A 22,327-nucleotide genomic window follows, 5' to 3' on the forward strand; every position below is an offset into this window, starting at 1 on the left:
TGGCCCGGTTTGTCAAAGGTGTGATTGGCTGGTTACCAGCCAGAAACAGAAACCTGGCATTGAAATACCTTATGCAATCAATATGCACCTTTGTTAAAAAAATCTCGGGGTAAATAGCCTGGTGAGCGGCTATAAATGCAATTTAAGTGAATGATGTTCAAGCCGTTACCCCGATAGGCCACCAAGAAACTGCTTATGCCACCTGTTTGAGCGCCTTCTCCTTGCGCTTGGCTGCGGGCTCTTCCTCCTTGTTGCCAGTGGCCGCTACCTTGCCACCACGCAGCAGGTTTTGCAGCTGATCACGCTGCTCGGCGAGGTAAAACGCCAGGCTCTCCTGCTGCTCCGGGGTCATCTCGACAGGGGCGCCGGCAAGCAGTGCCATCAGCTCATCGGCGGTATCCAGCAGTTTGTCATAGGCGTCCGCCTCTTTCTTGCTGGCAAAAGTCATTTTTTCCACTCCCCCACGAACCACAACATATTTGATTTCAACAGCCATGATGGCCTCCTCCTGGTGATGATGAAACAAGTATATGTATGGATATACAGTATTGCAAATAACCTGACACAGTAATGTGAAAGGACTATATCGGGCAAGCGTGACGGGGCCTGCAGGGTAGAAAAGCGTCATTTGACTTCTATGGCCGTGTCGCCGGATCATGGGGTCATGACGATCGTACGACACCTGTTTATTTTGCTGATGGTTGAGGTGCTGCTCATTGGGAGCATCGCCCATCTGGTACTGGATTTTTCATGGCTGGTCACTCTGCTGTTCGTGATCCTGGCCCTGCTCACCCTGCGTTGCCTGGTGGTACTCGGTAGCTGGCTATTTACCCGCTTTTACCCCTCCCCGGCCATCGGTATGTCGGCGAGAGTAAAGATGATGGCGCGCGAGATGCTCGCCTATCTCTACACCTTTACCTGGTTGCTCCCCTTCGAACCACTGCTGATGGCGCCAGACAGGCTGCCTCCCGGCCAGCGACCGGTACTGCTGGTGCATGGCTATGGTTGCAGCCGCGGTATCTGGCGTACCCAGCGCGCCCGGCTGGAAGCTGCGGGTCATGTGGTCGCAACCATTACCCTGACGCCGCCATTTGGTCATATCGACGAGATGGTGCCGCTGCTGGCCAAGCGAATTGACGACGTGCTCGCGGCAACCGGTGCCAGCCAGCTGGTGCTGATTGGCCACAGTATGGGGGGATTGGTCTGCCGCGACTATCTGGCGATCCATGGCGGCGACAAGGTCGCGAGCCTTATTACGCTGGCAACGCCCCATCAGGGCAGCCAGCTGGCGATGCTGGGGGTGGGTGCCAATGCGCGGGAGATGGAGCCGGGCTCCGGCTGGTTGCAGCGCTTTGCTTCTGTGCCTCTCTGCGTTCCCGGGATCTCGGTGCGTACCAGCCACGATAACGTGGTGATGCCGCAGGAGCGGCAACGGTTGGCGGGAATGGAAGATATCGAGCTGGCGGGGATTGGTCACCTCACCCTGCTCTACTCGCGCCGCACTACGGCGCTGCTGCTCACTCTGCTGGCCCGCAATTAGGCCATAGGCAATCAGCTCACAATAAAAGAGCGGGCCCGAATGTTCGGGCCCGCTCTGTTTTTATCTTCCTTTCAGCTGTGCTGGCTTAGAAGTGGATCCCCTTGATAAAGGTGGAGACGGCAACCTGATCGGCGGTGGCCTTGGACTTGTCGCCATCCTTGGGATCGGCAAAGGTGCGGAAGCTGGTGTTCATGATGACCTGGGCGACACGCGGAGCCAGAGCATGAACCACCTGACCAAATACCCCGAGGCGAGTGGCCAGACGAACGTGCTTGTTGATGATGGTATCGCATACCAGATCGGCCGCCTCTTCCGGCGTCATCATCGGCACCTGCTCATAGACCTTGGTCGGTGCGACCATCGGAGTTTTCACCAGCGGCATATTGATGATGGAGAAGCTCACCCCTTTATCGGCAAACTCGGAGGCGGCAGTCCGCACCCAGGCATCGAGGGCAGATTTGGAGGCAACATAGGCGGAGAAGCGCGGCGCATTGGTCAACACCCCGATGGAGGAGATGTTGATGATGTGGCCTTTCTTCTTCTCGATCATGGTGGGCAGCACCCCCATGATCACCTTGAGCGCGCCGAAGTAGTTGAGCTGCATGGTGCGTTCAAGATCGTGGAAGCGATCGAAGGAGTCCTCGATGGAGCGGCGGATGGAGCGGCCGGCATTGTTGACCAGAATATCGACGCCGCCGTGATCGGCCACGATGCGAGCGGTGATCTCCTCGGCCTGCGCCAGATTGGAGAGATCCCCCTGATAGATCTCGATGGTCAGCCCCAGCTCGGCAAACTCAGCTTTAGTCTCGGCAATCTTCTGCTCGTCGCGGGCGATGGTAACGACGTTGGCCCCCGCCCCCGCCAGCTTGCGTGCGGTTGCACGGCCAATGCCGGAGGTGGCTCCGGTCACCAGCACCACCTTGCCCTCGACCCGGCCACGCAGGGAGCGATCGATGAAGAGTTCGGGGTCGAGGTGACGCTCCCAGTAGTCCCACAACCGCCAGGCGTAGCTGTGCAGCGGCGGCACTTCGATACCGGTCCCTTTCAGTACCCGCTGGGTTTCGCGACTATCGAAACGGGTGGGATAGCTGATAAGGCGGAACACATCCTTGGGCAGACCCAGATCGGCGATGGCGGCATCGCGGATGCGGCGCACCGGCGCCATGGTCATCAGCATGGCGGTCAGGTGGCGGGGAATGAAATTAAAGAGAGAAGCGTTGATGCGGATCGCAGGCTCCGGCGCATGGGCGGCGCGGGAGAAGGTGCTCAGCATATCGCCCACCCGCATCGGGTTGGGGTCGGTCAGATGGAAGGTTTTGTTCTCCTCTCCCTCCTGATGGGCGATATGTACCATGGCATCGACCACAAAGTTGACCGGCACTATGTTGATGCGTCCGCCCTCAACCCCGATGGCCGGCATCCAGGGCGGCAGCAGACGGCGCAGCTTCTGGATGGTCTTGAAGAAGTAGTAAGGGCCGTCGATCTTGTCCATCTCGCCGGTATTGGAGTCACCGACAACGATGCCCGGGCGGTAGACCCGCCATGGAATAGTGCACTCGTTTCGCACAATCCCTTCCGCTTCGTGCTTGGTCTGGAAATAAGGCATGTCGAGGTGCTCGGCCTCATCGAACATATCCTCGCGAAACAGACCATCAAAGAGGCCGGCGGCAGCAATAGAGCTGCAGTGGTGGAACTGGCGGGCCGCGAGCCGTTCGGCCAGCTGCACGGACTGACGGGTTCCTTCGGTGTTGACCTGTTGCTGGATCCCCGCCTTGGCGTTGAGATCATAGATGGCGGCCAGATGGAAGAAGTGGTCGATCTTGCCGATCAGCTGCTCCTGCATCTCGACCGATACCCCCAGCAGCGGTTGCGTCATGTCGCCAAAAACCGGGACCGCGCGCGATTCATCCACATTCCAGAATGAGAACAGCTCTGGCAATTTTTCCTGATGAGAAGAGCGCATCAGAAAATAGACGGTACAGTCGGGATGCTGTTGGAATAACTTTTTGATCAATCGACGCCCGATAAAACCACTACCGCCTGTAATGAAATAGTTCATAAAGATAATCCTGCTACTGATTAGGGTGTTACTAGGTTGTTAGATATATCACGATTCATATGGAAATCCGCAATTTGATTGTCGGTTCGTGAGCAAACCCTAATTTCGGTAGTGTGCCTGTTCCGTTATTAGGTAGAACCCTCTATTTTTTGTCCCTAGACTGAAGTTGAAAAATCAGTAATGCCACAACCCGATTGCAGTTTCGTTGTCGCCATTACATTTATCTGTCGTTATTCAAGGAGAAGATCATGGCTAAAAAACTTAAAGCGCTGGCAGGTTCAGTGACCGACAACCAACTCACCTCCACCATCAAAGAGTCCACCCAGCAGATCTGGTTGGCCGGTCTGGGCGCCTATGCCAAGGCGCAGGAAGAGGGCGGCAAGATTTTTGAAGCGCTGGTGCAGGAAGGTGAAGCGCTGCAAGCCAAAACCCGTCAAAGCGCCGACGAGAAGATTGCTGCGGTAGCCGACAAGACTGCCGGTACCTGGGGCCGTCTGGAGCAGGTGTTCGAAGATCGCGTTGCCCGCGCGGTAGCCAGTCTGGGTATCCCGACTCGCAAGGACATCGACAAGCTCTCCAAGCGCATGGCCGAGCTGACCGAAGTGGTGCAGCAGCTGCTGGATGCTCAGGACGAAGAGGCTCCTGCCGCTGAAGCCAAACCGGCAGCCCCGAAAAAAGCGCCGGTCAAGAAGGCTCCGGTAAAGAAGGCTCCGGTAGCCAAGGCTAAAGAGGCTGTGGTTGAGCAGGCTGCTGACCTCCTCTCCGCTGCAGAAGATGCAGTCAAAGAGGTGAAGGCCAAGGCCGAGAGCGTACTGCCGTAATCCGTCTCGATGGCAAAGAGTGAGCATCACCGGCCCATGCCCAGCGCTGGGCCGGTTTTCTATGGATAGGGAGGAGGCTCTATGAGTACGGTAGCAATCGCCCTTGCCGGTGGCGGGCCGCTCGGTGGCATCTACGAGATCGGTGCCTGCGCCGCCCTCTCCGACAGCATCAGCGGCCTGCGCCTTGAACATGCTGACATCTATGTCGGCGTCAGCTCGGGTGCCGTGGTGGCATCGGCGCTGGCCAACGGCATCTCGGCAGAAAAGCTGGTGCGCATACTGCTCAGCGATGACTCCGGCGAGATGTTTGATCCCGCCACCCTGCTGCGTCCCGCCTTTCGTGAATACGCTTTGCGACTCGGCTCCATCCCGCCTCTGGCGCTGGAGTGTCTGATGCGCTATCTGGCGGCCCCCTGGAAACGCAGCCTGTTTGAATCGCTGCAAGGCCTCTCCAGGGCGATCCCGACCGGGCTGTTCGACAATCGCGGGGTGGATCGCATCCTGACACAGTTCTTCTCCCGTCCCGGTCGCAGCAACGATTTTCGCCAGCTAAACCGCCGCCTGTTCGTGGTGGCGACCGAGCTGGATACCGGCCATCCGGTCGCCTTTGGCGGGCCGGGGCTCGACGATGTGCCCATTTCGGCGGCCGTGCAGGCCTCTGCGGCGCTGCCCGGCCTCTTTCCTCCCTCCTTGATCAATGGCCGTTACTATGTCGATGGCGCCCTGATCAAGACCCTGCACGCCTCGGTGGCGCTGCAGGAGGGGGCAGATCTGGTCTTCTGCATCAATCCGCTGGTGCCCTTCGATGCCGGAATGGCGCCCGGAGAGCCCACCAATCTGGTGGATAGCGGTTTGCCGGTGGTGCTGGCCCAGACCTTCCGCGCCATCATCCACTCGCGGATGCATGTGGGGATGGATCGCTATCGCCATCAATACCCCAACGCCGACGCACTGCTGTTTGAACCATCCCCCGCCGATGGCGAGATGTTTTTTACCAATGTGTTCAGCTATCGGGATCGTCGCCGCCTGTGCGAACACGCCTTCCAGCACACCCGTCGTGATCTCTGGCAGCGTCGCCACGAGCTGGCACCCATTTTGGCCAAGCATGGCTTCGAGTTCAATCTGAAGGCGCTCGCCGACCCCGACCGTACCCTGTTGGCTCCCAGCAGCGGATCCGTCGCGGCCCTCGACAAGTCGCTGGAACAGCTGCAACACTGGCTCGCCAGGCGTTATCGCCGTGGCGTACGTCGTCCACACGTGAAGGAGTAGCATGGATCGCAAGCCCAAACGCCGTACCCGGGAACGGATCCTGACCACTGCCCTCGCCCGCTTCAATCTGCTGGGCGAACCCAGCGTTACCACCTCGGCCATTGCGGCCGAGATGGAGATAAGCCAGGGAAATCTCTACTACCACTTCCACAACAAGGAGGAGATCGTCAATGCCCTGTTCGACGAGTTCGAGCAGGAGATGGAGCGCTTGCTCGATGCGGTCAGCGCCCCGTCCGATGAGCCCGAGGATATCTGGCTCTTCCTCCACCTGATGTTTGAAGCCATCTGGAAATACCGTTTCTTCTACTACGATATCTCCACCCTGATGAATGGCTACCATCGGGTCGAGCAGCGCTTCTCCGCCCTGCTGCGCCGCAAGGAGCAGACAGCCATCACCATCTGCACTCACCTGCAGACGGTCGGCCTGATGGAGGGAAGCCCCCAACAGCTGCGTTCACTGGCTGCCAATGTGGCGCTGGTGGGCACATTCTGGATCTCGTACCAGCGGGCACTGCACCCCCGGAGCGACGCCGATATTGCACTGGGCGTCTTTCAGGTGATGCAGCTGGTCGCCCCCTACCTGCGGGACGATGCCCGTGTTCATCTGGGCGCTCTCGCCCACCAATACACCGAAAAGGTTTGACTCAAATGCTACAGGGAGAACAAGCATGACCACCTCACAACTCGAATTTGTCCCCTTCCCCTACGCGGATGCGGCCTATGACTATGCCGGCCAGAAGCTGGCCGATAACTGGGAACGTCTCCATCAGGGGGACGCCGAGCCATGGCCGGAAGATGAGCAGGTACAGGATGCCTGGCGGGCCTATCACGCCGGGGATTTTGCCCAGGCTGTCGCCCTTGGCGAAGCGGCCGGTGAGGCGGGTCTCAATGTGGCGAACAAGGCGCTGGTGATCCACGCCAGCTACCTGCTGGAGGACAAGTATGCCAAGCGTGCCGCCTTCGAGCGGGCGGCCAGCCATGCCGAGAAGCTGCAAAAACGCCAGCCGGACAATGCCAACGCCTGGTACTTCCATGCTCTGGCCCTTGGCCGTTACAGCCAGGTGATCTCCATCTCCAAAGCCCTCTCTCAGGGTATTGGTGACAAGATCAAGGCAAGCCTGGAGAAGGCGCTGGAGATCGAACCCGACCACGCCGAAGCCCATATCGCCTTTGGCGCATGGCATGCCGAGATCGTCGACAAGCTGGGCGCCATGATCGGCGGTCTCACCTATGGCGCCAAGAAGGAGGAGTCCGAGCGTCACTTCAAGGAGGCGCTGGCACTGATCCCCGATTCCGCCATCGCGCGGATGGAGTATGCCAATGCCCAGGTGATGCTGCATGGCAAAAGCCGCCTGAAAGCGGCCGAAGCCCTCTATGCCGAAGCGGCCGAGTGTGAGCCGATGGATGCGATGGAGCGTCTCGATGTGGAGGCGGCGCGCGAAGAGCTGGAGGATTAATCCCCTGCTTTACGCAGCAGCGTCAGGCAACAGATAGCAAAGAGGCCAACCCGCGGGTTGGCCTCTTTTTATCGGGATTTTTACGTACCGGATCAGCCCAGTAGCGCATCAAGGCCGTTCGGGTCGAACAGCAGCTCAGGCTCCAGCAACACCAGCAGTAACAGTTGCTCAAACTCCACCGCGAAGCGGTCGACAACCTGATCAGGGTCCGGTACCAGCTTCTTGTCGGTGATTAGCCCCAGCTGCACGCCGTGATCGTAGGAGAGGATGGAGACGCCGACGCCGATATCCCCGGCCTGCGGTACCCAGAACAGCGGCTGGCGCAGGCGCGCACCGGCCAGATAGAGGGTCTGCTGCGGGCCCGGCACATTGGTGATCACCGCGCTGGCTTTGGCCGCCAGCAGATCGACCGCCTGCTGTTGTACCGCTTTGGGCGCCATGCCAAGACCATGGAGCAGATTGAGCACCACAACCGGCTGCAGCGAGCTGCGCAGCGCCTGCATCCGATCCCGTACCGCATAGAGGCGTTGCAGCGGATGGGCGATATCGAGCGGCAGATCGAGGGCCACCAGCCCGAAGCGGTTGCCAAGGGCACCGTCATCGTCTGGGGATCGCATATTGACCGGCACCAGGGCGCGAATTTCGATGTTGTCGACATCGTCCCCCTTCTCTTCCAGGTAGTGACGAAACGCACCGGCGGTGGCTGCGATCAGCAGGTCGTTGACCGAGCAGCCCAGCACCTTGCCCACCGCCTTGATGTCGGGCAGCGGGATCTGTTCCGACCAGGCAACCCGTTTGCTGCTGCCTGTCTTGCCCTTGAGGCGGGAGGGTGAATCATCGCCCAGCGTCGCAATGTTGCACAGCTCGCTGGCCACATCGCGACCGGCTTTGAGGTAATCCACCGCCTTGGTGGGATGGGTCAGCACCTCGACATATTTGGACCAGAGGGTGCCGGTCAGCTTGAGGCCCGCCTTGACCAGCCGGCTGCCGTGGGGCGTGTCGTCATCGTCCTCCTCATCGACGGGCTCCGGCGCCGCCTTGGGACGGATGGGGGTGACCGGCTGCGGGGAGTTGTCCATCATGGTGAGCATGGCCCGCACCAGCGAGAAGCCATCCCCCATGGCGTGGTGGATGCGCACCACCAGCGCCTGACCGCCCAGCGAGGTGTCGGTCAGGTGCATGTCCCACAGGGGACGCTGGTGGTTGAGCGGTGTCGAGGCGAGATCGGCCACCAGCTTCTCCAGCTCGATTTTGCCCGCCTTGCCGGGCAGGATCACCCGCTTGAGGTGCTGGTCGAGATCGAAGTCGGGATCATGGCGCCAGCAGTAGGATCCCCCCTCCAGCACGGCCCGCTGGTGGAAGCGGGGCTGTACCGAAATGGTGTGGCGCAACCCGTTGCGCAGACGCTCTTCATCAAGCTGCCCTTCAAACATCAGAACGCCGATGATCTGCATCAGGTTGTTGGGTCTGTCCATGCGTAGCCATGCGGTATCAACGCAAGAGATAAATTCACTCGTTGGCATGCTGTTTCCCTGCAAAATGAAATTGTCGAGACAGCCAGAAACCTTCTCCCTTCATCTCGCAATGAGCGGAAAACGTAATTAAAGATGAGGTGGTCAGGCCGGCTCGAAATATTAAGTACGAAAAGTGATGGCTATATTAAATATCCAAAATGCATTGCTAAACATTCACCGAACAATAAGCAGAGAGTCGAGCAGAAATAGCCTGTTCAATACATGTCTTACTCTCTTCACCGCTATTTAAAATGGCGGGTGAAATTGGTTTCATACCCGTTTTGGGCAAGGTAATCGATTCTCCACATAATCGAGGATCTCCTGCTCCAGCACACTGCGTACCGGCAGCAGCATCAGGCCAAGATGAACATCGAGCTGCAAATTCTCCTCATCGAGAATGAGCGAACCATGAACGCCCGAGCCACGAAACCGCAATTCGGTCTCCTCTTCATCCGCCCATTCACAATCCAGTTGATAGTTTTCGCACATGTCCTGGGCAATGGCTTCTGCGGCCACCCGGGCACCGGCCAGCCCCAGCGGGTGCTGACGGCTGATCTGGATGGTTGAGAGCCCGCGACTGCCAGCGAGCGAATCGTATAGAAACATGATGAGTACTCAGGGTAATGACATATCTGTTGATATTAAACACATGTTCACAACAAGTGAAAGAGTCATTTACATAAATGGGACTCACTTAACAGTGTCTGCCGTCATGGCAAGGGCTGGCGTGGCGCAGGATTTATTCCCGGCCGCCTTCAGGCTACACTTGGCAGTGAAGAAGGTGTAAAAACTGTTTGTTTTTCATTCGGTTGTCTATTTCGAATCTATAACTCCGCCCTGTTACACACAATCAGAGAGCTGTCGATGACCCATCAATCCCACTCCCCCGATGACGAGAGCACCCTTGGTCAGCTCTATCGCCAGCTCAATCGGGTGGCCGCTTTGCGCGAGCAGATGCGCAGCCATCCGCAAGATATGCAGGATCGGGACTGCTTGCGTCAGTGGCAGGCCGACCGACTGGGGCGCACCCACAGGGATTTGCTGGATAGCGACCGTTATGGGCCGGCCGCCCGCTTCTTTCTGACCGATCTCTACGGGCCGGGTGACAGCGCTCGCCGCGATGCCGACGTGATGCGGGTGATGCCAACTGCAGAGCGGCTGTTGCCGGAGTCCGGCCACAAGGTGCTGGCACAGGCGATCGAGCTCGACGCCCTCTCCGAAGAGCTCGATTACCTGATGGTGGTGGCGCTGCGCCGCATTGGCGGGCTCAATCCCATTACTGCCGAACACTACACCATCGCCTATCGCGCCGTGGGTGAGCAGGCGCGTCGGGAGCATCAGATTGCGCTGGTGAGCCAGCTTGGCATGACGCTGGAACGGCTGGCGAGAAAACCGCTGCTGGGGGCAACCCTCAAGCTGGTCTCGGGCCCGGCCCATCTGGCGGGGCTTGGCGAGCTTTTCTCCTTTGTCGAGCGGGGCTATCAGGTGTGTCATCACATGGAGCGTGCCAACGAGTTTCTTGAAACCATCGCCAATCGCGAGACGGCCATCATGACGGCGCTCTTTAGCGGTGATAGCAGCGTGCTGGCTTAAGCTCGATAGACGCAGATTGTTGCAAATAAATCAAGTTGAAATGAGATATTGTTGCACCAGTGAAATAGTTCGCGGGAAGCGGATCGTTGTCGTGGTAGTGACACAACAACAACGCAAGGCCCGATCGTTGCTAACAGACAGAAACAGCAACGTCTGATTGGGCGAGAGGTTGGCAGCTCACCGTTGCCAGACGACAAAGCGGGCCGCTGGGCCCGCTTTTCGTTTATCGCTGTTTGCCAGTAGGTATCGGTCAGATCACCAGCAGATCCATAAAGGCGTGTACCGGGGTGGCGGCAAGCCGCGGCCCATCTTGACAGAGAGCAAGGATGTCGCTGACTCGTTTCGCCGGGAAGCGGGTGGCCAGGTTGTGCTGGAATTTCTCCACCAGCAGCGGGATCCCCTCCTCCCGGCGGCGACGATGGCCGACCGGGTACTCCACCTCCACCTTGGCGGTGTGAGTACCGTCCTTGAAGAAGATCTGGATGGCGTTGGCAATGGAGCGCTTGTCCGCCTCCAGATATTCGCGGCTGTAACGCTTGTCCTCCTGCACCACCATCTTGCCGCGTAGCGCGTCGATGCGGGGATCGGCGGCAACATCGTCCTCGTAATCCTCGGCAATCAGGCGACCGAAGATGAGCGGCACCGCCACCATGTACTGCAGGCAGTGATCCCGATCGGCCGGGTTGTTGAGGGCGCCGACCTTACTGATGATGCGAATGGCCGACTCATGGGTGGTGAGCTCGATACGGTCTATCTCGTCGAGCCGCCCCTTAACCTGCCCATGCAGCTTCATGGCGCACTCTACCGCGGTCTGGGCATGGAACTCGGCGGGATAGGAGATCTTGAACAGCACGTTCTCCATCACATAGCTGCCGTACCCCTGATGCAAGGCGAACTGATTGCCCTTGAACAGCACATCGTAGAAACCCCATTTTGGCGCGCTCAGTACGCCGGGATAGCCCATTTCGCCGCTCATGGTGATCAGGGCGAGGCGCACTGCGCGAGAGGTTGCATCCCCCGCCGCCCAGCTCTTGCGCGACCCCGCATTGGGGGCATGACGGTAGGTACGCAGGCTCTGGCCATCGACCCAGGCCTGGGAGACCGCATCGATCACCTGATCGCGGCTGCCCCCCAGCATATGGGTTACCACTGCGGTGCTGGCAACCTTGACCAGTACCACGTGATCGAGACCTACCCGATTGAAGGAGTTCTCCAGCGCCAGCACCCCCTGAATTTCGTGGGCTTTGACCATGGCCACCAGCACATCGGCCATGGTGAGCGGCGCCTTGCCTTCGGCCACGCGAGTACGGGAGAGCCAGTCGGCGGTGGCGAGAATACCGCCCAGATTGTCGGAGGGGTGACCCCACTCGGCGGCCAGCCAGGTGTCGTTGTAATCGAGCCAGCGGATGATGGCACCGATATCCCAGGCTGCCTTGACCGGGTCGAGGCAGAGCTGGGTACCGGGCACCCGGGCACCATGGGGCACGACAGTACCGGGTACGATGGGGCCAAGGTGCTTGGTGCACTCGGGGAAGCGCAGGGCCAAGAGGCCACAGCCGAGCGTGTCCATCAGGCAGTAGCGGGCGGTGTCGAGAGCCGCCTTGCTGGTAATGGGGTGGTTGCAGACATAATCGGCAATATCGACCAGCACCTGATCGGGGTCTGGTCTGTGGTTGACGTCGACGTTGGCGGACATCGTGACTTCCTTATCGTTGTTGTAGAGAGACAAAGTGACGGGGGGCCGGGCCGACATAATCGGCGCTCGGGCGGATGATCCGGTTGTGCTCGCGCTGCTCCATCACGTGGGCGCACCAGCCGGTGACCCGTGAGCAGACGAAGATGGGGGTGAACAGCTTGGTCGGGATCCCCATGTAGTGATAGGCGCTGGCGTGGAAGAAGTCGGCGTTGGGAAAGAGCTCTTTCTCCTCCCACATCACCTTCTCCGCCTCACAGGAGACGCGATAGAGACGATCATCCCCCACCGCCTCGGCAAGTTTGGCCGACCACTCCTTGATGATGACGTTGCGCGGATCCGAGGTGCGATAGATGGCGTGGCCAAAGCCCATGATCTTCTCCTTGGCCGCCAGCTTGGCCAGCAGTTCGCGCCTTGCCTGCGTCTCATCTTGCCAATCTTCGATCATCGCCATGGCAGCCTCGTTGGCCCCGCCATGGAGCGGGCCGCGCAGGGTGCCGATGGCGGCGGTGATGCAGGAGAACATGTCGGAAAGGGTCGATGCGCAGACTCGCGCGGCAAAGGTGGAGGCGTTGAACTCATGCTCGGCGTAGAGGATGAGGGAGACATGCATCACCCGACGCTCCAGCTCGCTTGGCGCCTTCTGGTGTAGCAGGGCCAGAAAGTGGCCGCCGATACACTCCTCGTCGCTGTCAAGGGCGATGCGAACTCCTTCGTGACTGAACTTGTACCAGTAGATCAGAATACCCGGAAAGGCGGCCAGCAGCCGATCCGCCACTTCGTGTTCATGCTCGAAACCATCTTCCGGCTCCAGATCGCCGAGCATGGAGCAGCCAGTGCGCAGCACATCCATGGGGTGAGCATCGGCGGGAATGCGCTCCAGCACCTCCAGCAGCGCCGCCGGCAACGTGCGCAAGCGGCGCAGCTCGCGTTTGTAGTCAGCCAGTTGCTGGTTACTCGGCAGCTCCCCCTTGAGCAGCAGATAGGCGACCTCCTCGAACTGGGCGCTATCGGCCAGCTCCTTGATGTCGTAACCGCGATAGGTAAGACCGGTGCCACTCTTGCCTACTGTGCAGATACTGGTCTCCCCTGCGCTTTGGCCGCGCAGACCAGCCCCACCCAACGGTTTCTGTTGTCCCATAAGCTGCCTCCTATTCCTTGGCTGTAAACAGACGATCCAGTGTCTGCTCGTAGTGGTGATATCCGAGAAAGTCGTAGAGCGACTCCCGGGTCTGCATGGTCTCCACAACGGCCCGTTGATGGCCATCCTGGCGAATATGGTGATAGACGTTGAGGGCGGCCTGATTGGCGGCGCGGTTGGCACTCAATGGATAGAGCACCATGTCGACCCCGTGGGCGGCGAGCTGCTCCTTGTCAAACAGCTCGGTTTTGCCGAATTCTGTCATGTTGGCAAGGATCGGTACTTTGGCCGCTTGCTTGAACTGGTCGTACTGGGCCAGTTCGGTCACCGCCTCGGCGAAGATCATGTCGGCCCCGGCGGCCACATAGGCGGCGGTGCGCTCAAGAGCAGATTCCATCCCCTCTACCGCCAGCGCATCGGTGCGAGCCATGATGACGAACTCGCCATTCTCGCGAGCATCTACTGCCGCCTTGATCCGATCACACATCTCCTCAAGCGTGACCACCGCCTTGTTGGGGCGATGACCGCAGCGCTTTTGGGCGACCTGATCTTCCATATGGACGGCGGCGACTCCGGCCCGCTCGAACGCGCGAATGGTGCGGGCGATGTTGAATGCCCCGCCCCAGCCGGTATCGATATCGACCAGCAGCGGCACTCGGGTGGCAGCAGTGATCCGCTCTGCATCGATCAGCACATCGTTGAGGGAGGTCATGCCGAGATCCGGCAGGCCGTAGGAGGCGTTGGCGACTCCGGCGCCCGAGAGGTAGAGCGCCTGAAAGCCGCTGCGCTCGGCCATCAGCGCCATATAGGCGTTGATGGTGCCGACGATCTGTAGTGGCTTTTCGTTGGCAAGAGCGGTGCGAAAACGCAGCCCTGCCGAGGGGGGCAAACTGGACATCATGACTCCTTTCATCTGTCTGGTTTGACCATCTAATATCACGTTTACGTTAACGTCAATTATACTTTCGTAACATTAAGGAGGCAGGCAAGACAGGGAACCGGTTTTAGGGTAAATTTCACTAATTGCTTCAACAGGTTGAATTGTATGATGGAGCCCGGTTCCGTGATCGTCTGTCCGGCGTGCGACTTGCTTATCCAGCGCAAGGCGCTGCCGCTGCGTCGTCATGCCCACTGCCCTCGCTGTCACCAGCATCTCTATGGCCGTTATGCTTTTCGTCCCTCTCAATTGATGGCGCTGACCATCACCGGATTTCTGCTGCTCCCCTCCGCCTTTTTCGAACCCCTCATCTATCTGCGGCTGGCTGGCCTCAACTCAGATGCCAACTTGTTGCACGGGATTTTTGTGCTGTTTGGCGAGGGGGAGTTCTGGGTTGCTTCCCTGGTGCTCTGGTGCGCCGTGCTGGCCCCCATTGGTCTGTTGACCGGGATCTTTGCGCTGGCATCGGGTCTGGCCAAACGCTGGCATCTCCTTGCGCCGACCTTGAAGGCCGTCGAAGTGTTTCGTCACTGGGCCATGCTGGAGGTTTATATCGTCAGCCTGCTGGTTGCCCTGTTCAAACTGATCGATATCGCCGATGTCAGGTTGGGTGGCGGGCTGCTCAGCCTCGGCATTCTGATGCTGCTCAACATGAGTTTGCTGATCCTCTTTGATCCGTCCCCCTATTGGGATCGGATCCCGCTCAAGGAGAAAGGCGATGACCAGCGCCCGTGAGATGGGGCTCTGCCGCTGCCATACCTGCGGTCTGCTGGTGCGTTATCAGGCGGGATGCGTCTGCCCGCGTTGCGACAGCAAGCTGCAGGTGCGGATCCCTCATTCGCTTGCCTGGTCGTGGGGCTTGCTGGCGCTGGCCACCTTTATGCTGCTCCCCGCCAACCTGCTGCCCATCACCCACTTCTACAACAAGGGGCTATTGCAGTCGGATACCATCTTCAGCGGGATCCTGATGCTCTATCGCAGCAAGATGAGCGGGATTGCCACCATAGTGCTCACCGCCAGCATACTGGTGCCGGTGGGCAAGATAATCGGGTTGGCGTGGATCTGCTGGCAGCTGCAACGGGCCAAACCGGTGCGGCGCAAGCGCCAGCTCTTGATGTATCGGGTGATCGACTTTATCGGCCGCTGGTCGATGCTGGATCTGTTTGTCATTTCGCTGATGGTGGCGCTGGTCGATCGCGGCGTCATGCTGAGCGTCCGCGCTGGCCCGGGTGCCACCGCCTTTGCGGGCGTGGTGGTGTTGACCATGATGTCGGCCCGCATGCTCGATACCAGGCTGCTTTGGGACAAGGCGGCCCGTTGATGCATTTTCTGTTTCTGTCTGATGGGCGGCTGCGCCCGGTCAATAAGGAGTCACTATGATCGGGGCTGAACCCGTCATCGAAAAGCGCCGCTGGCTATCGCCAGTCTGGTTGTTACCACTCATCGCCCTGCTGCTGGCTGGCGGCTTTCTCTATCAACAGATAGCGAGCCGCGGCCAGCTTATCCAGATCAACTTTGCTCAGGGTAACGGCATCTTGCCGGGCAAGACCCAGATCCGTTATCAGGGGGTTGCCATCGGGGTGGTGCAGGAGCTGGAGCTGGCCGAGGATGGTCGCCGCATTGCGGTGCTGGCCAAGATTGACAGCCGTGCCCGCCCGCTTATTCGCAAGGGATCCGACTTCTGGCTGGTGAGCCCCAAGGCATCGCTGACCGAGATCTCCGGTCTCGATACCCTGGTCTCCGGTAACTACATCAACTTGCAACCGGGGCGCGAGAGCAACCCGCTGCAGGAGAAGTTTGATGCCCTCGACGGCCCTCCCCCCGGTTATCAGGCGCAGGGGCGGATGCTGCACCTCACCGCCGATTCGCTGGGCTCGGTCGGTATCGGTGCCAAGCTCTATTTCCGCGGCATCGAGGTGGGTAGCGTTATCAATACCCGCTTGGGTCAGGACAACCAGAACGTCATTCTGGATCTGGTGATCGAGCCTCGTTTTGAACATCTGGTCAAAGCCGATACCCGCTTCTGGAACATCAGTGGCATCAAGGGCTCTTTCAGTCTGGCGGGTGTCAGCGTTGAGGCTGGCAGCCTCACTTCAATTCTGAGCGGCGGCATCGCCTTTGACTCCCCCAAAGCGTCTCCCGAGTCGGAGAAAGGGCAAACCTTCGTCCTCTACAAGGGGCTGGCAGAAGCGGCGCGCGGCAAGCGCATCGATATCATGGCGGGCGATCTGCCCATCAAGGAGGGAATGCCTATTCTCTTCGAAGGGATCGAAATTGGTCGTGTTGATCCCATCCACCTTACTGACAAGGGTCGGGTGGTAACGGCACTGATCAATCCGGAGCAGGCATATCGCATCACCGACAAGAGTCAGCTGGTATGGGAGAGCGTTTCTCTCTCCCCGACCGGTGTGAAGAATGCCGATCGGCTGCTCTCTGGCCCCGCCATTCGCCTTGACTATGTGGCGGGCAAGGAAGTGGCCAGGATGGCGCTGACCGATCGGGCACCACAAGATGGCATCAAGGTGACATTGCAAGCGGACGATCTGGCAGGTCTTAATCAGGATGCTCCCATCTGGTACAAGGGGCTGCAGGTTGGTCGCATCAGCCAGCTCGATCTCGATGGGCGCGGCAATGCCAGCGTGGCCCTGCAGATCCAGCCCGCTTACGCCCATCTGTTGAACCGTGCCCGTTTCTATCGTGCTGCGCCGCTACAAATAGATGCTGATCTGAGCGGTATCAAGGTCGAGGCAAGCCCGGCCAGTGCCTGGCTGAGTGGTGGCATCAAGCTGGTGCAGGCGAGCAGCGGCGAGCGAATTAACCGCCTCTACCCCAATCAGGAGCTGGCGTTGCTCGGTACCCGTGATGCCAAGCCCCAGCGCTGGTTGCTCAAAGCGGATCAGGCGGACGGCATCGGCATCGGCTCTCCGGTGCTCTATCTGGGGTTGGAAGCGGGCAAGGTGAAACAGCTGCGCGCCGCCAAAGAGGGAGTGGAGATAGAGCTCGAGATTGACGGCATCTATGCCCCGCTCCTCGTCCGCCAGCCGCAATTCTGGAAAAAACCGGCCATCGACACCCGAGTTCGGGTCGATGGTGTGCAGGTAAAAGTGGGCAATCTTGGCACTCTGCTGCGCGGTGCCATCGAGTTCGACTATCTGGCAAATGGCCGCAGCAGCCATCAGCTGTTTGACAACAAGGAGCAAGCCAAGGCGAAGATCCGCACGCTGTCACTGGTGGCCGAGAACAACCCGGGGTTGGGGGTTGGCAGCCCGATCCGCTATCGCGGTGTCGATATCGGCAAGATTGAGCAGATTGAACTGGAGCCGACTCTAGGTCAGGTGATCTTCAAGGCAGAGCTGGATGGCCAGTACGCCGAGCGTTTCCTGCAATCCGGCGCGCGCTTTACCCTGGTGCAGGCCAAGCTGGGTCTGGGGGAGGTCGCCCATCTCGATACCCTGATCAAGGGGGCCTTTGTTGAGGCCGAGCCCGGTAAAGGGGCTGGTCGGAACAGCTTCCCTCTGAGCCAGAGCGGCCCTGCCGGTTTGGCCCTCACTCTGAAAAGCCCGTCGGTGAATGGCCTCTCGGTTGGCAGCCCGCTGCTGTTTCGCAAGATGGTGGTCGGCAGCGTTACCAAGGTGGCACTGGCCCGCGATGGCAGCGAGGTGGTGATCGACGTCAATGTGGAGCAGGAGTATGCCCATCTGGTGCGAGCCAACTCCCGCTTCTGGAATGTCTCCGGGGTCAAGGCGGACATTGGCCTGACCGGTGGCACTATCGAGGTCGAGACGGTGCAGAGCCTGCTTGCCGGCGGCATTGCCTTCAATACGCCGGAAAAAGAGATGGGGCCGACCGTCAAGGCCGGTCACAGCTATACCCTCTACGGCAAGGCCGAGAAGGAGTGGCAGGAGTGGAGCCCCCGCATCAAGCCATGAGCCTTCCCCTCACGTAGCTACCCAAGCCCGGCATTTGGCCGGGCTTGTTCATTTTTACCTGCTGCACTTTAAGAATATTCCTAGCCCTGTGATAAGATGTCGCCCCTCTTTTTCGGTCAACGAGACGGCACAGTGCACGACAATACTTATCTACCCGATCACTTTTTGCGCCATATAGCGGCCATCATGCCTGCTCACCTCTCCATGGATGAGTTCGTTGCAAGTTGCCGGCGACCGCTGCGCCGCAGTATCCGGGTCAACACGCTTAAAATTGCCGTCTCTGACTTCGTTGAAAAGATGCAGCCACAAGGCTGGCAGTTCGATCCCGTGCCCTGGTGCGAGACCGGCTTCTGGCTGAGCCGCACTGATGAGAGCGTGCCCCTTGGCAACACGGCCGAGCATTTGAGCGGCCTCTTTTACATTCAGGAAGCAAGCTCCATGCTGCCGGTGACGGCGCTCTTTGCCAGCGACAAGATCAAAGCGGACGGCATGCTGCTGGATGCAGCGGCCGCCCCCGGCTCCAAGACTACCCAGATCGCCGCCCTGATGAACAATCAGGGGATGCTGGTTGCCAACGAGTTTTCCAGCAGTCGGCTCAAGGTATTGAGCGCCAATATTCAGCGCTGCGGGGTGACCAATGTGGGGATGACTCACTTTGATGCCAAGGTGTTTGGGCAGTGGCTGCCGGAGACCTTCGATGCCATCCTGCTCGATGCCCCCTGCTCCGGTGAAGGTACCGTGCGCAAGGATGAAGATGCGCTGCGCAACTGGAGCATCGAGAGCATTGACGAGATTGCGGCGGTGCAGCAAGGGCTGCTGGAGAGTGCCTTCCATGCCTTGAAACCGGGTGGCGTACTGGTCTACTCCACCTGCACGCTCAGTTTGCAGGAGAACCAGGAGGTCTGTCAGTCACTGCTGGAGAAGTTTGGCGATGCCTTGAGTTTTGACTCGCTGGCCGACCTGTTCCCCCATGCAGAGCAGGCCTGCACATCCGAAGGATACCTGCACGTTTGGCCCCAGATCTTCGACAGTGAGGGCTTTTTCGTCGCCAGATTGCGCAAGCACCACTCGGTGCCCAACACCATGTTCAAACCGGGCAAGCTCGGCAAATTCCCCTTCCTGCCATTGGCAGCAAAAGAATCTGAGCCCATGCTGCGCGAGATTGAAGCCAATTTTGGTGTGGCGCCACAAGGTCAACTGTTTGGCCGCAATGACGAGATCTGGCTGTTTCCTCATCTGTTTGAACAGGTTCAGGGCAAGCTGCGCTTCGATCGCATCGGCATCAAGTTGGCCGAGACGTTCAAGAAAGGCTATCGCCTCACCCATGAGTGGGCGCTCGCCTATGGTGATAAAGCGAACAAGGGCGTGGTCGAACTGGACAGCGCCAACGCGCGGGAATTCATGATGGGGCGGGACGTCTGGCCAGAGCAGGATGCTGGCGCTGGCGAGGTGATCGTCCGTTATCAGGGGCATACCCTGGGTATGGGGAAATGGGTGGGGAGCCGGATCAAGAATGCCCTGCCCCGGGAGCTGGTGCGCGACAACAATCTGTTTGGCTGATTTCGACTGAACGAGGAAAGGTGACTCGACGCTGTTCGAGTCTGCAAAACCCACACTCTGGTTGAAATTTTATCGGGTTCTTGAAAAGCCTTGAGCCTTGTCTAAGCTTAAGGCAATCCGAACACCAAACACCAGTTAGCGCACGGCTCTGCAAGGAGCCAATTCCCCTATGCCAGGTACACGGAATTCGTACCTGGCTTTTTTTATATCTTCTGAGCCAAGTTCACGTTACTCGACACTCTCTTCCAACAGCGCTATCTCCACTTTCTCTGCGTGAGGTTCGCTCCCCAGCTCATGGTGATAGAGCAGATCGATAGCCTGTTCGATGAGTGATGCCTGGCTATCTTCAAGATGCAAGCCGAGTGCCGCCAACCGTTCGGCATGGCGATTACTGATCCAGCATTGCAACCGGGTATGACTCTCTTGTTTGCGTTTTACATGCTGACGCTGGCGCTTGGCGTTGTTCTGCGAGGCGGTCTCTTTTGCCTCAAGCTCGTTGATTTCCTGGCTCATATGACCTTGCGATACTTGTTTTTATAACTGGTTATCTCTCACATCTCTTCGCATAGAGGTAAAAGATGGGGATTTCCCCCTACCCTCTGCCAGCTAACTACGAAGCCAACCAAATATACCATCAGATCAATAGGATATCATTTAACATAAAAAATGCAGTGACGCATTTGTGTTAAAGCAGTCCATCCAGCGCGTGATCAGAGAATTTATGGGCATCGTCAAAGTACTCTTGCAAGGTGCGCATATCCTTGTGACGGGTAACCTCGATGATCTTGTTCATCGGTTTGCCGGCGGTGACGGCCGAGGTGATAAATCCACGACGCAGACTGTGGCCACTGACATAGAGGTCATCGATAGCCTGACCGGTGCGCCGCTTGATCATCAGGTTGATACCCTGCGGTCCCAGAGGGTCTGGTGTGAGTTGGCCCCAGCGATTCATCCTCCGAAAGAGCGGCCCTTCATTGATCCGGCTCTTCTTGAGCCAGTTGCCAATCGCTGCAACCGGGCAATAGTGCTTGCCGGGGATAAGGGCGATCTCGGTCTCATGGAGTTGATGCTTGCTAGGTTTGAGGCGAAGGCGGATCCCCTGCCCCACAAAATCGAGGTCACTCACCTCAATTCGGGCTGCTTCCGAACGGCGTAAGGCACCACTGAACATCAACAGCAACAGGGTGTGATCGCGAAGTCCTGCCAGATTATTGGTGTCAATGCCATCCAGTACCTGGGTCAATGGCTGCAGCGTCAGGGCGCCCGTTTTGCGCTTGCGGTTATCACCAAGGCGCACAATACCGCGCATCATCTCTTTAATTTCAGGGTGCTCGGTCGGCATCGGGTGAATGCCTTTCTGTTTGAAGGCGTAGCGGATCCCGGCAAGCCTTCGCACCAGAGTTGCTGGTTTGCGTGGTTCACCATTACGCAGCTCCCCTCTCCCTTCTTCTTTATTGAGCCATACCCAGTCAGCCAGTACCCCGTCGGCCTGATCAGCCAGAAAGTTCATGATGTCGTGATGGGTCGTTTGCAGTGGATCCAGACCATGCAACTGACACCAGAAGACAAAAATTCGGGTATCCGCCTGATAGGCATTGAGGGTCGAATCTGCTTTGGCACTGCGCAGGAAGCGGCGAGCACGGCTATTTAGCTGGGCATCAAAGACAGTTTGCAATGACTGATGAGCTGAGCCTGAAATGGATGGATGTGACACGGAAGATCATGATTCATATGATGTTTAGGAGGATCTTACAGGATCCTTTAGCTTCATCAAGTATCGATAATGAATATTATCGATACTTATGAGTATCTGTTTAACCCCCCAATCCAGCATCTCAGTTTTTTCTAAACAGATGTCGTATTCATTTCCGGTTTACAGGTTGGGTCATTGCGCTGATGGCAATTCAATGCTGTGTCAGTGAGAGATAACGGTTTTATTTATCGCTTCTTTCTTTACTGCTATATCGGGTTGCTGAAAGTTAAACGCCCCGCATTGCGGGGCGTCAGCTCTTATTTCCGGGCGAGTTTGAACAACTCAAAGAAGTTGCGACTGGTAACTTCGGCCAGTTCGCTGAGCGGTATTTGGCGCAGATCGGCAATAAACTGGGCAACGTCGCGCACGAAGGCGGGTTCGTTCTCCCTCCCCCGATGTGGAACCGGGGCAAGATAGGGCGCATCCGTTTCGACCAACAGTCGTTCGAGAGGCAATACCTTCACTACCTCCTGCAACGCAGTGGCATTCTTGAACGTAGCGATCCCCGAGATGGAGATATAGAACCCCATCGCCATTGCCGCTTCTGCCATCTCGAGAGACTCGGTGAAACAGTGCAACACGCCGCCAACCTGATCCGCCCCCTCTTCGCGCATGATCTGCAAAGTATCTTGCTGGGCATCACGAGTATGAATGATCAGCGGTTTGTTCAGCGCACGGGCAACCCGGATATGTTCACGGAAGGAGGCTTGCTGAACCTCCTTGTTCTCGGGTGAGTAGAAGTAATCGAGACCGGTCTCACCAATGGCCACCACACGTGGGTCGGCAGCTTGCTTGAGCAGCAACTCGGCATCGACTCCGGGTTCCTGATTCAGGGGATGCACCCCGCAGGAGGCAAACACCTGGGGATAAGGAGCAATGGCCGTCATCATGGTCGGAAATTGTTCTTGCGTCACGCTGACACAGAGAAAGTATCCCACCTCCTGCGCTGCCGCTTTGGCCAGCACATCAGCCATATTGCTCTGTTTGCTGCCATAGCTGAGACGATCGAGGTGACAGTGGGAGTCAACGAGTAACATACAAAACCTTTATTGCTAATGACG

Annotated in this window: 20 protein-coding genes; 10 read left to right on the top strand and 10 right to left on the bottom strand. The window is 58.3% G+C overall.

Annotation, left to right across the window (positions count from 1 at the left end; translation table 11 throughout):
• Window positions 1–193: 193 nt before the first annotated feature.
• On the bottom strand, window positions 194–496 hold the full coding sequence (locus WE862_RS14625; RefSeq protein WP_042030978.1) for a YebG family protein: 303 nt from the start codon (window positions 494–496) through the stop codon (window positions 194–196).
• A gap of 168 nt (window positions 497–664) precedes the next feature.
• Between WE862_RS14625 and WE862_RS14630 the strand changes: the two genes are divergently transcribed.
• The gene (locus WE862_RS14630; protein WP_042030975.1) at window positions 665–1,540 is read left to right on the top strand and encodes an esterase/lipase family protein; all 876 of its coding nucleotides are present in this window, start codon (window positions 665–667) and stop codon (window positions 1,538–1,540) included.
• Window positions 1,541–1,625: 85 nt separating this feature from the next.
• Here the strand turns inward: WE862_RS14630 and WE862_RS14635 are convergent, their stop codons facing one another.
• Window positions 1,626–3,599, bottom strand: coding sequence for an SDR family oxidoreductase (locus WE862_RS14635; RefSeq protein WP_042030973.1), 1,974 nt, complete (start codon window positions 3,597–3,599; stop codon window positions 1,626–1,628).
• A 248-nt stretch (window positions 3,600–3,847) separates the two neighbouring features.
• On the opposite strand from WE862_RS14635, the gene WE862_RS14640 reads away from it, so the two are divergent.
• From WE862_RS14640 to WE862_RS14655, 4 genes are all read left to right on the top strand, one after another.
• Window positions 3,848–4,420 carry a phasin family protein gene (locus WE862_RS14640; RefSeq protein WP_042030972.1) on the top strand — a complete coding sequence of 191 codons (573 nt, stop codon included), beginning with the start codon at window positions 3,848–3,850 and terminating at the stop codon, window positions 4,418–4,420.
• An 81-nt stretch (window positions 4,421–4,501) separates the two neighbouring features.
• Window positions 4,502–5,689 (top strand): patatin-like phospholipase family protein, encoded by a 1,188-nt coding sequence (locus WE862_RS14645; RefSeq protein ID WP_042030970.1) that lies wholly within the window; start codon window positions 4,502–4,504, stop codon window positions 5,687–5,689.
• Window position 5,690: 1 nt separating this feature from the next.
• Window positions 5,691–6,332 (top strand): TetR/AcrR family transcriptional regulator, encoded by a 642-nt coding sequence (locus WE862_RS14650; RefSeq protein WP_041207755.1) that lies wholly within the window; start codon window positions 5,691–5,693, stop codon window positions 6,330–6,332.
• 25 nt (window positions 6,333–6,357) lie between these two features.
• Window positions 6,358–7,146, top strand: a complete 789-nt coding sequence (locus WE862_RS14655; protein ID WP_042030969.1) for a hypothetical protein — start codon at window positions 6,358–6,360, stop codon at window positions 7,144–7,146.
• Window positions 7,147–7,238: 92 nt separating this feature from the next.
• On the opposite strand, the gene WE862_RS14660 is transcribed toward WE862_RS14655, so the two are convergent.
• Both WE862_RS14660 and WE862_RS14665 read right to left on the bottom strand, forming a co-directional pair.
• Window positions 7,239–8,669: a wax ester/triacylglycerol synthase family O-acyltransferase gene (locus WE862_RS14660; protein WP_042030968.1), complete on the bottom strand. Its 1,431-nt coding sequence runs from the start codon at window positions 8,667–8,669 to the stop codon at window positions 7,239–7,241.
• Window positions 8,670–8,930: 261 nt separating this feature from the next.
• Window positions 8,931–9,266 carry a polyhydroxyalkanoic acid system family protein gene (locus tag WE862_RS14665; RefSeq protein WP_042030967.1) on the bottom strand — a complete coding sequence of 112 codons (336 nt, stop codon included), beginning with the start codon at window positions 9,264–9,266 and terminating at the stop codon, window positions 8,931–8,933.
• A gap of 258 nt (window positions 9,267–9,524) precedes the next feature.
• On the opposite strand from WE862_RS14665, the gene WE862_RS14670 reads away from it, so the two are divergent.
• Window positions 9,525–10,253 (top strand): FFLEELY motif protein, encoded by a 729-nt coding sequence (locus tag WE862_RS14670; protein ID WP_042030965.1) that lies wholly within the window; start codon window positions 9,525–9,527, stop codon window positions 10,251–10,253.
• 250 nt (window positions 10,254–10,503) lie between these two features.
• Here the strand turns inward: WE862_RS14670 and WE862_RS14675 are convergent, their stop codons facing one another.
• From WE862_RS14675 to prpB, 3 genes are read right to left on the bottom strand one after another with little or no spacing between them, the layout of a single operon-like run.
• A complete protein-coding gene (locus tag WE862_RS14675; RefSeq protein ID WP_042030964.1) occupies window positions 10,504–11,949 on the bottom strand; it encodes a bifunctional 2-methylcitrate dehydratase/aconitate hydratase in 1,446 nt (481 codons plus the stop codon).
• Between the two features lie 10 nt (window positions 11,950–11,959).
• Entirely contained in the window at window positions 11,960–13,087 is a 1,128-nt protein-coding gene (prpC, locus tag WE862_RS14680; RefSeq protein WP_042030963.1) for a bifunctional 2-methylcitrate synthase/citrate synthase, read from the bottom strand.
• A gap of 10 nt (window positions 13,088–13,097) precedes the next feature.
• Window positions 13,098–13,985, bottom strand: a complete 888-nt coding sequence (gene prpB / locus WE862_RS14685; RefSeq protein WP_042030962.1) for a methylisocitrate lyase — start codon at window positions 13,983–13,985, stop codon at window positions 13,098–13,100.
• Window positions 13,986–14,132: 147 nt separating this feature from the next.
• Here prpB and WE862_RS14690 point away from each other — a divergent pair, with 147 nt between their 5' ends.
• From WE862_RS14690 to rsmF, 4 genes are all read left to right on the top strand, one after another.
• A complete protein-coding gene (locus WE862_RS14690) occupies window positions 14,133–14,759 on the top strand; it encodes a paraquat-inducible protein A (RefSeq protein ID WP_042030961.1) in 627 nt (208 codons plus the stop codon).
• Window positions 14,743–15,345, top strand: a complete 603-nt coding sequence (locus WE862_RS14695) for a paraquat-inducible protein A (protein ID WP_033113812.1) — start codon at window positions 14,743–14,745, stop codon at window positions 15,343–15,345. Before WE862_RS14690 ends, WE862_RS14695 begins: the two co-directional genes overlap by 17 nt.
• 55 nt (window positions 15,346–15,400) lie before the next feature.
• A complete protein-coding gene (locus WE862_RS14700; RefSeq protein ID WP_042030960.1) occupies window positions 15,401–17,953 on the top strand; it encodes an MlaD family protein in 2,553 nt (850 codons plus the stop codon).
• 132 nt (window positions 17,954–18,085) lie between these two features.
• Complete coding sequence (gene rsmF / locus WE862_RS14705; RefSeq protein WP_042030959.1) at window positions 18,086–19,513, top strand: 16S rRNA (cytosine(1407)-C(5))-methyltransferase RsmF; 1,428 nt, start codon at window positions 18,086–18,088, stop codon at window positions 19,511–19,513.
• A gap of 228 nt (window positions 19,514–19,741) precedes the next feature.
• On the opposite strand, the gene WE862_RS14710 is transcribed toward rsmF, so the two are convergent.
• The 3 genes from WE862_RS14710 to WE862_RS14720 all read right to left on the bottom strand — a co-directional run bounded on the left by WE862_RS14710 (window position 19,742) and on the right by WE862_RS14720 (window position 22,303).
• Window positions 19,742–20,026: a hypothetical protein gene (locus WE862_RS14710; protein WP_042030958.1), complete on the bottom strand. Its 285-nt coding sequence runs from the start codon at window positions 20,024–20,026 to the stop codon at window positions 19,742–19,744.
• Window positions 20,027–20,198: 172 nt separating this feature from the next.
• The gene (locus WE862_RS14715; RefSeq protein WP_156128702.1) at window positions 20,199–21,227 is read right to left on the bottom strand and encodes a site-specific integrase; all 1,029 of its coding nucleotides are present in this window, start codon (window positions 21,225–21,227) and stop codon (window positions 20,199–20,201) included.
• A gap of 296 nt (window positions 21,228–21,523) precedes the next feature.
• Window positions 21,524–22,303 (bottom strand): TatD family hydrolase, encoded by a 780-nt coding sequence (locus tag WE862_RS14720; protein WP_042030956.1) that lies wholly within the window; start codon window positions 22,301–22,303, stop codon window positions 21,524–21,526.
• Between the last annotated feature and the right edge of the window lie 24 nt (window positions 22,304–22,327).

This window comes from Aeromonas jandaei (genome assembly GCF_037890695.1).
GTDB lineage: Bacteria > Pseudomonadota > Gammaproteobacteria > Enterobacterales > Aeromonadaceae > Aeromonas > Aeromonas jandaei.

Excerpts from the sequence above, each read along its gene's own strand:
- WE862_RS14625 (WP_042030978.1), bottom strand. The coding sequence starts at position 496 with ATGGCTGTTGAAATCAAATATGTTGTGGTTCGTGGGGGAGTGGAAAAA.
- WE862_RS14630 (WP_042030975.1), top strand. The coding sequence starts at position 665 with ATGACGATCGTACGACACCTGTTTATTTTGCTGATGGTTGAGGTGCTG.
- WE862_RS14635 (WP_042030973.1), bottom strand. The coding sequence starts at position 3,599 with ATGAACTATTTCATTACAGGCGGTAGTGGTTTTATCGGGCGTCGATTG.
- WE862_RS14640 (WP_042030972.1), top strand. The coding sequence starts at position 3,848 with ATGGCTAAAAAACTTAAAGCGCTGGCAGGTTCAGTGACCGACAACCAA.
- WE862_RS14645 (WP_042030970.1), top strand. The coding sequence starts at position 4,502 with ATGAGTACGGTAGCAATCGCCCTTGCCGGTGGCGGGCCGCTCGGTGGC.
- WE862_RS14650 (WP_041207755.1), top strand. The coding sequence starts at position 5,691 with ATGGATCGCAAGCCCAAACGCCGTACCCGGGAACGGATCCTGACCACT.
- WE862_RS14655 (WP_042030969.1), top strand. The coding sequence starts at position 6,358 with ATGACCACCTCACAACTCGAATTTGTCCCCTTCCCCTACGCGGATGCG.
- WE862_RS14660 (WP_042030968.1), bottom strand. The coding sequence starts at position 8,669 with ATGCCAACGAGTGAATTTATCTCTTGCGTTGATACCGCATGGCTACGC.
- WE862_RS14665 (WP_042030967.1), bottom strand. The coding sequence starts at position 9,266 with ATGTTTCTATACGATTCGCTCGCTGGCAGTCGCGGGCTCTCAACCATC.
- WE862_RS14670 (WP_042030965.1), top strand. The coding sequence starts at position 9,525 with ATGACCCATCAATCCCACTCCCCCGATGACGAGAGCACCCTTGGTCAG.
- WE862_RS14675 (WP_042030964.1), bottom strand. The coding sequence starts at position 11,949 with ATGTCCGCCAACGTCGACGTCAACCACAGACCAGACCCCGATCAGGTG.
- prpC (WP_042030963.1), bottom strand. The coding sequence starts at position 13,087 with ATGGGACAACAGAAACCGTTGGGTGGGGCTGGTCTGCGCGGCCAAAGC.
- prpB (WP_042030962.1), bottom strand. The coding sequence starts at position 13,985 with ATGTCCAGTTTGCCCCCCTCGGCAGGGCTGCGTTTTCGCACCGCTCTT.
- WE862_RS14690 (WP_042030961.1), top strand. The coding sequence starts at position 14,133 with ATGATGGAGCCCGGTTCCGTGATCGTCTGTCCGGCGTGCGACTTGCTT.
- WE862_RS14695 (WP_033113812.1), top strand. The coding sequence starts at position 14,743 with ATGACCAGCGCCCGTGAGATGGGGCTCTGCCGCTGCCATACCTGCGGT.
- WE862_RS14700 (WP_042030960.1), top strand. The coding sequence starts at position 15,401 with ATGATCGGGGCTGAACCCGTCATCGAAAAGCGCCGCTGGCTATCGCCA.
- WE862_RS14710 (WP_042030958.1), bottom strand. The coding sequence starts at position 20,026 with ATGAGCCAGGAAATCAACGAGCTTGAGGCAAAAGAGACCGCCTCGCAG.
- WE862_RS14720 (WP_042030956.1), bottom strand. The coding sequence starts at position 22,303 with ATGTTACTCGTTGACTCCCACTGTCACCTCGATCGTCTCAGCTATGGC.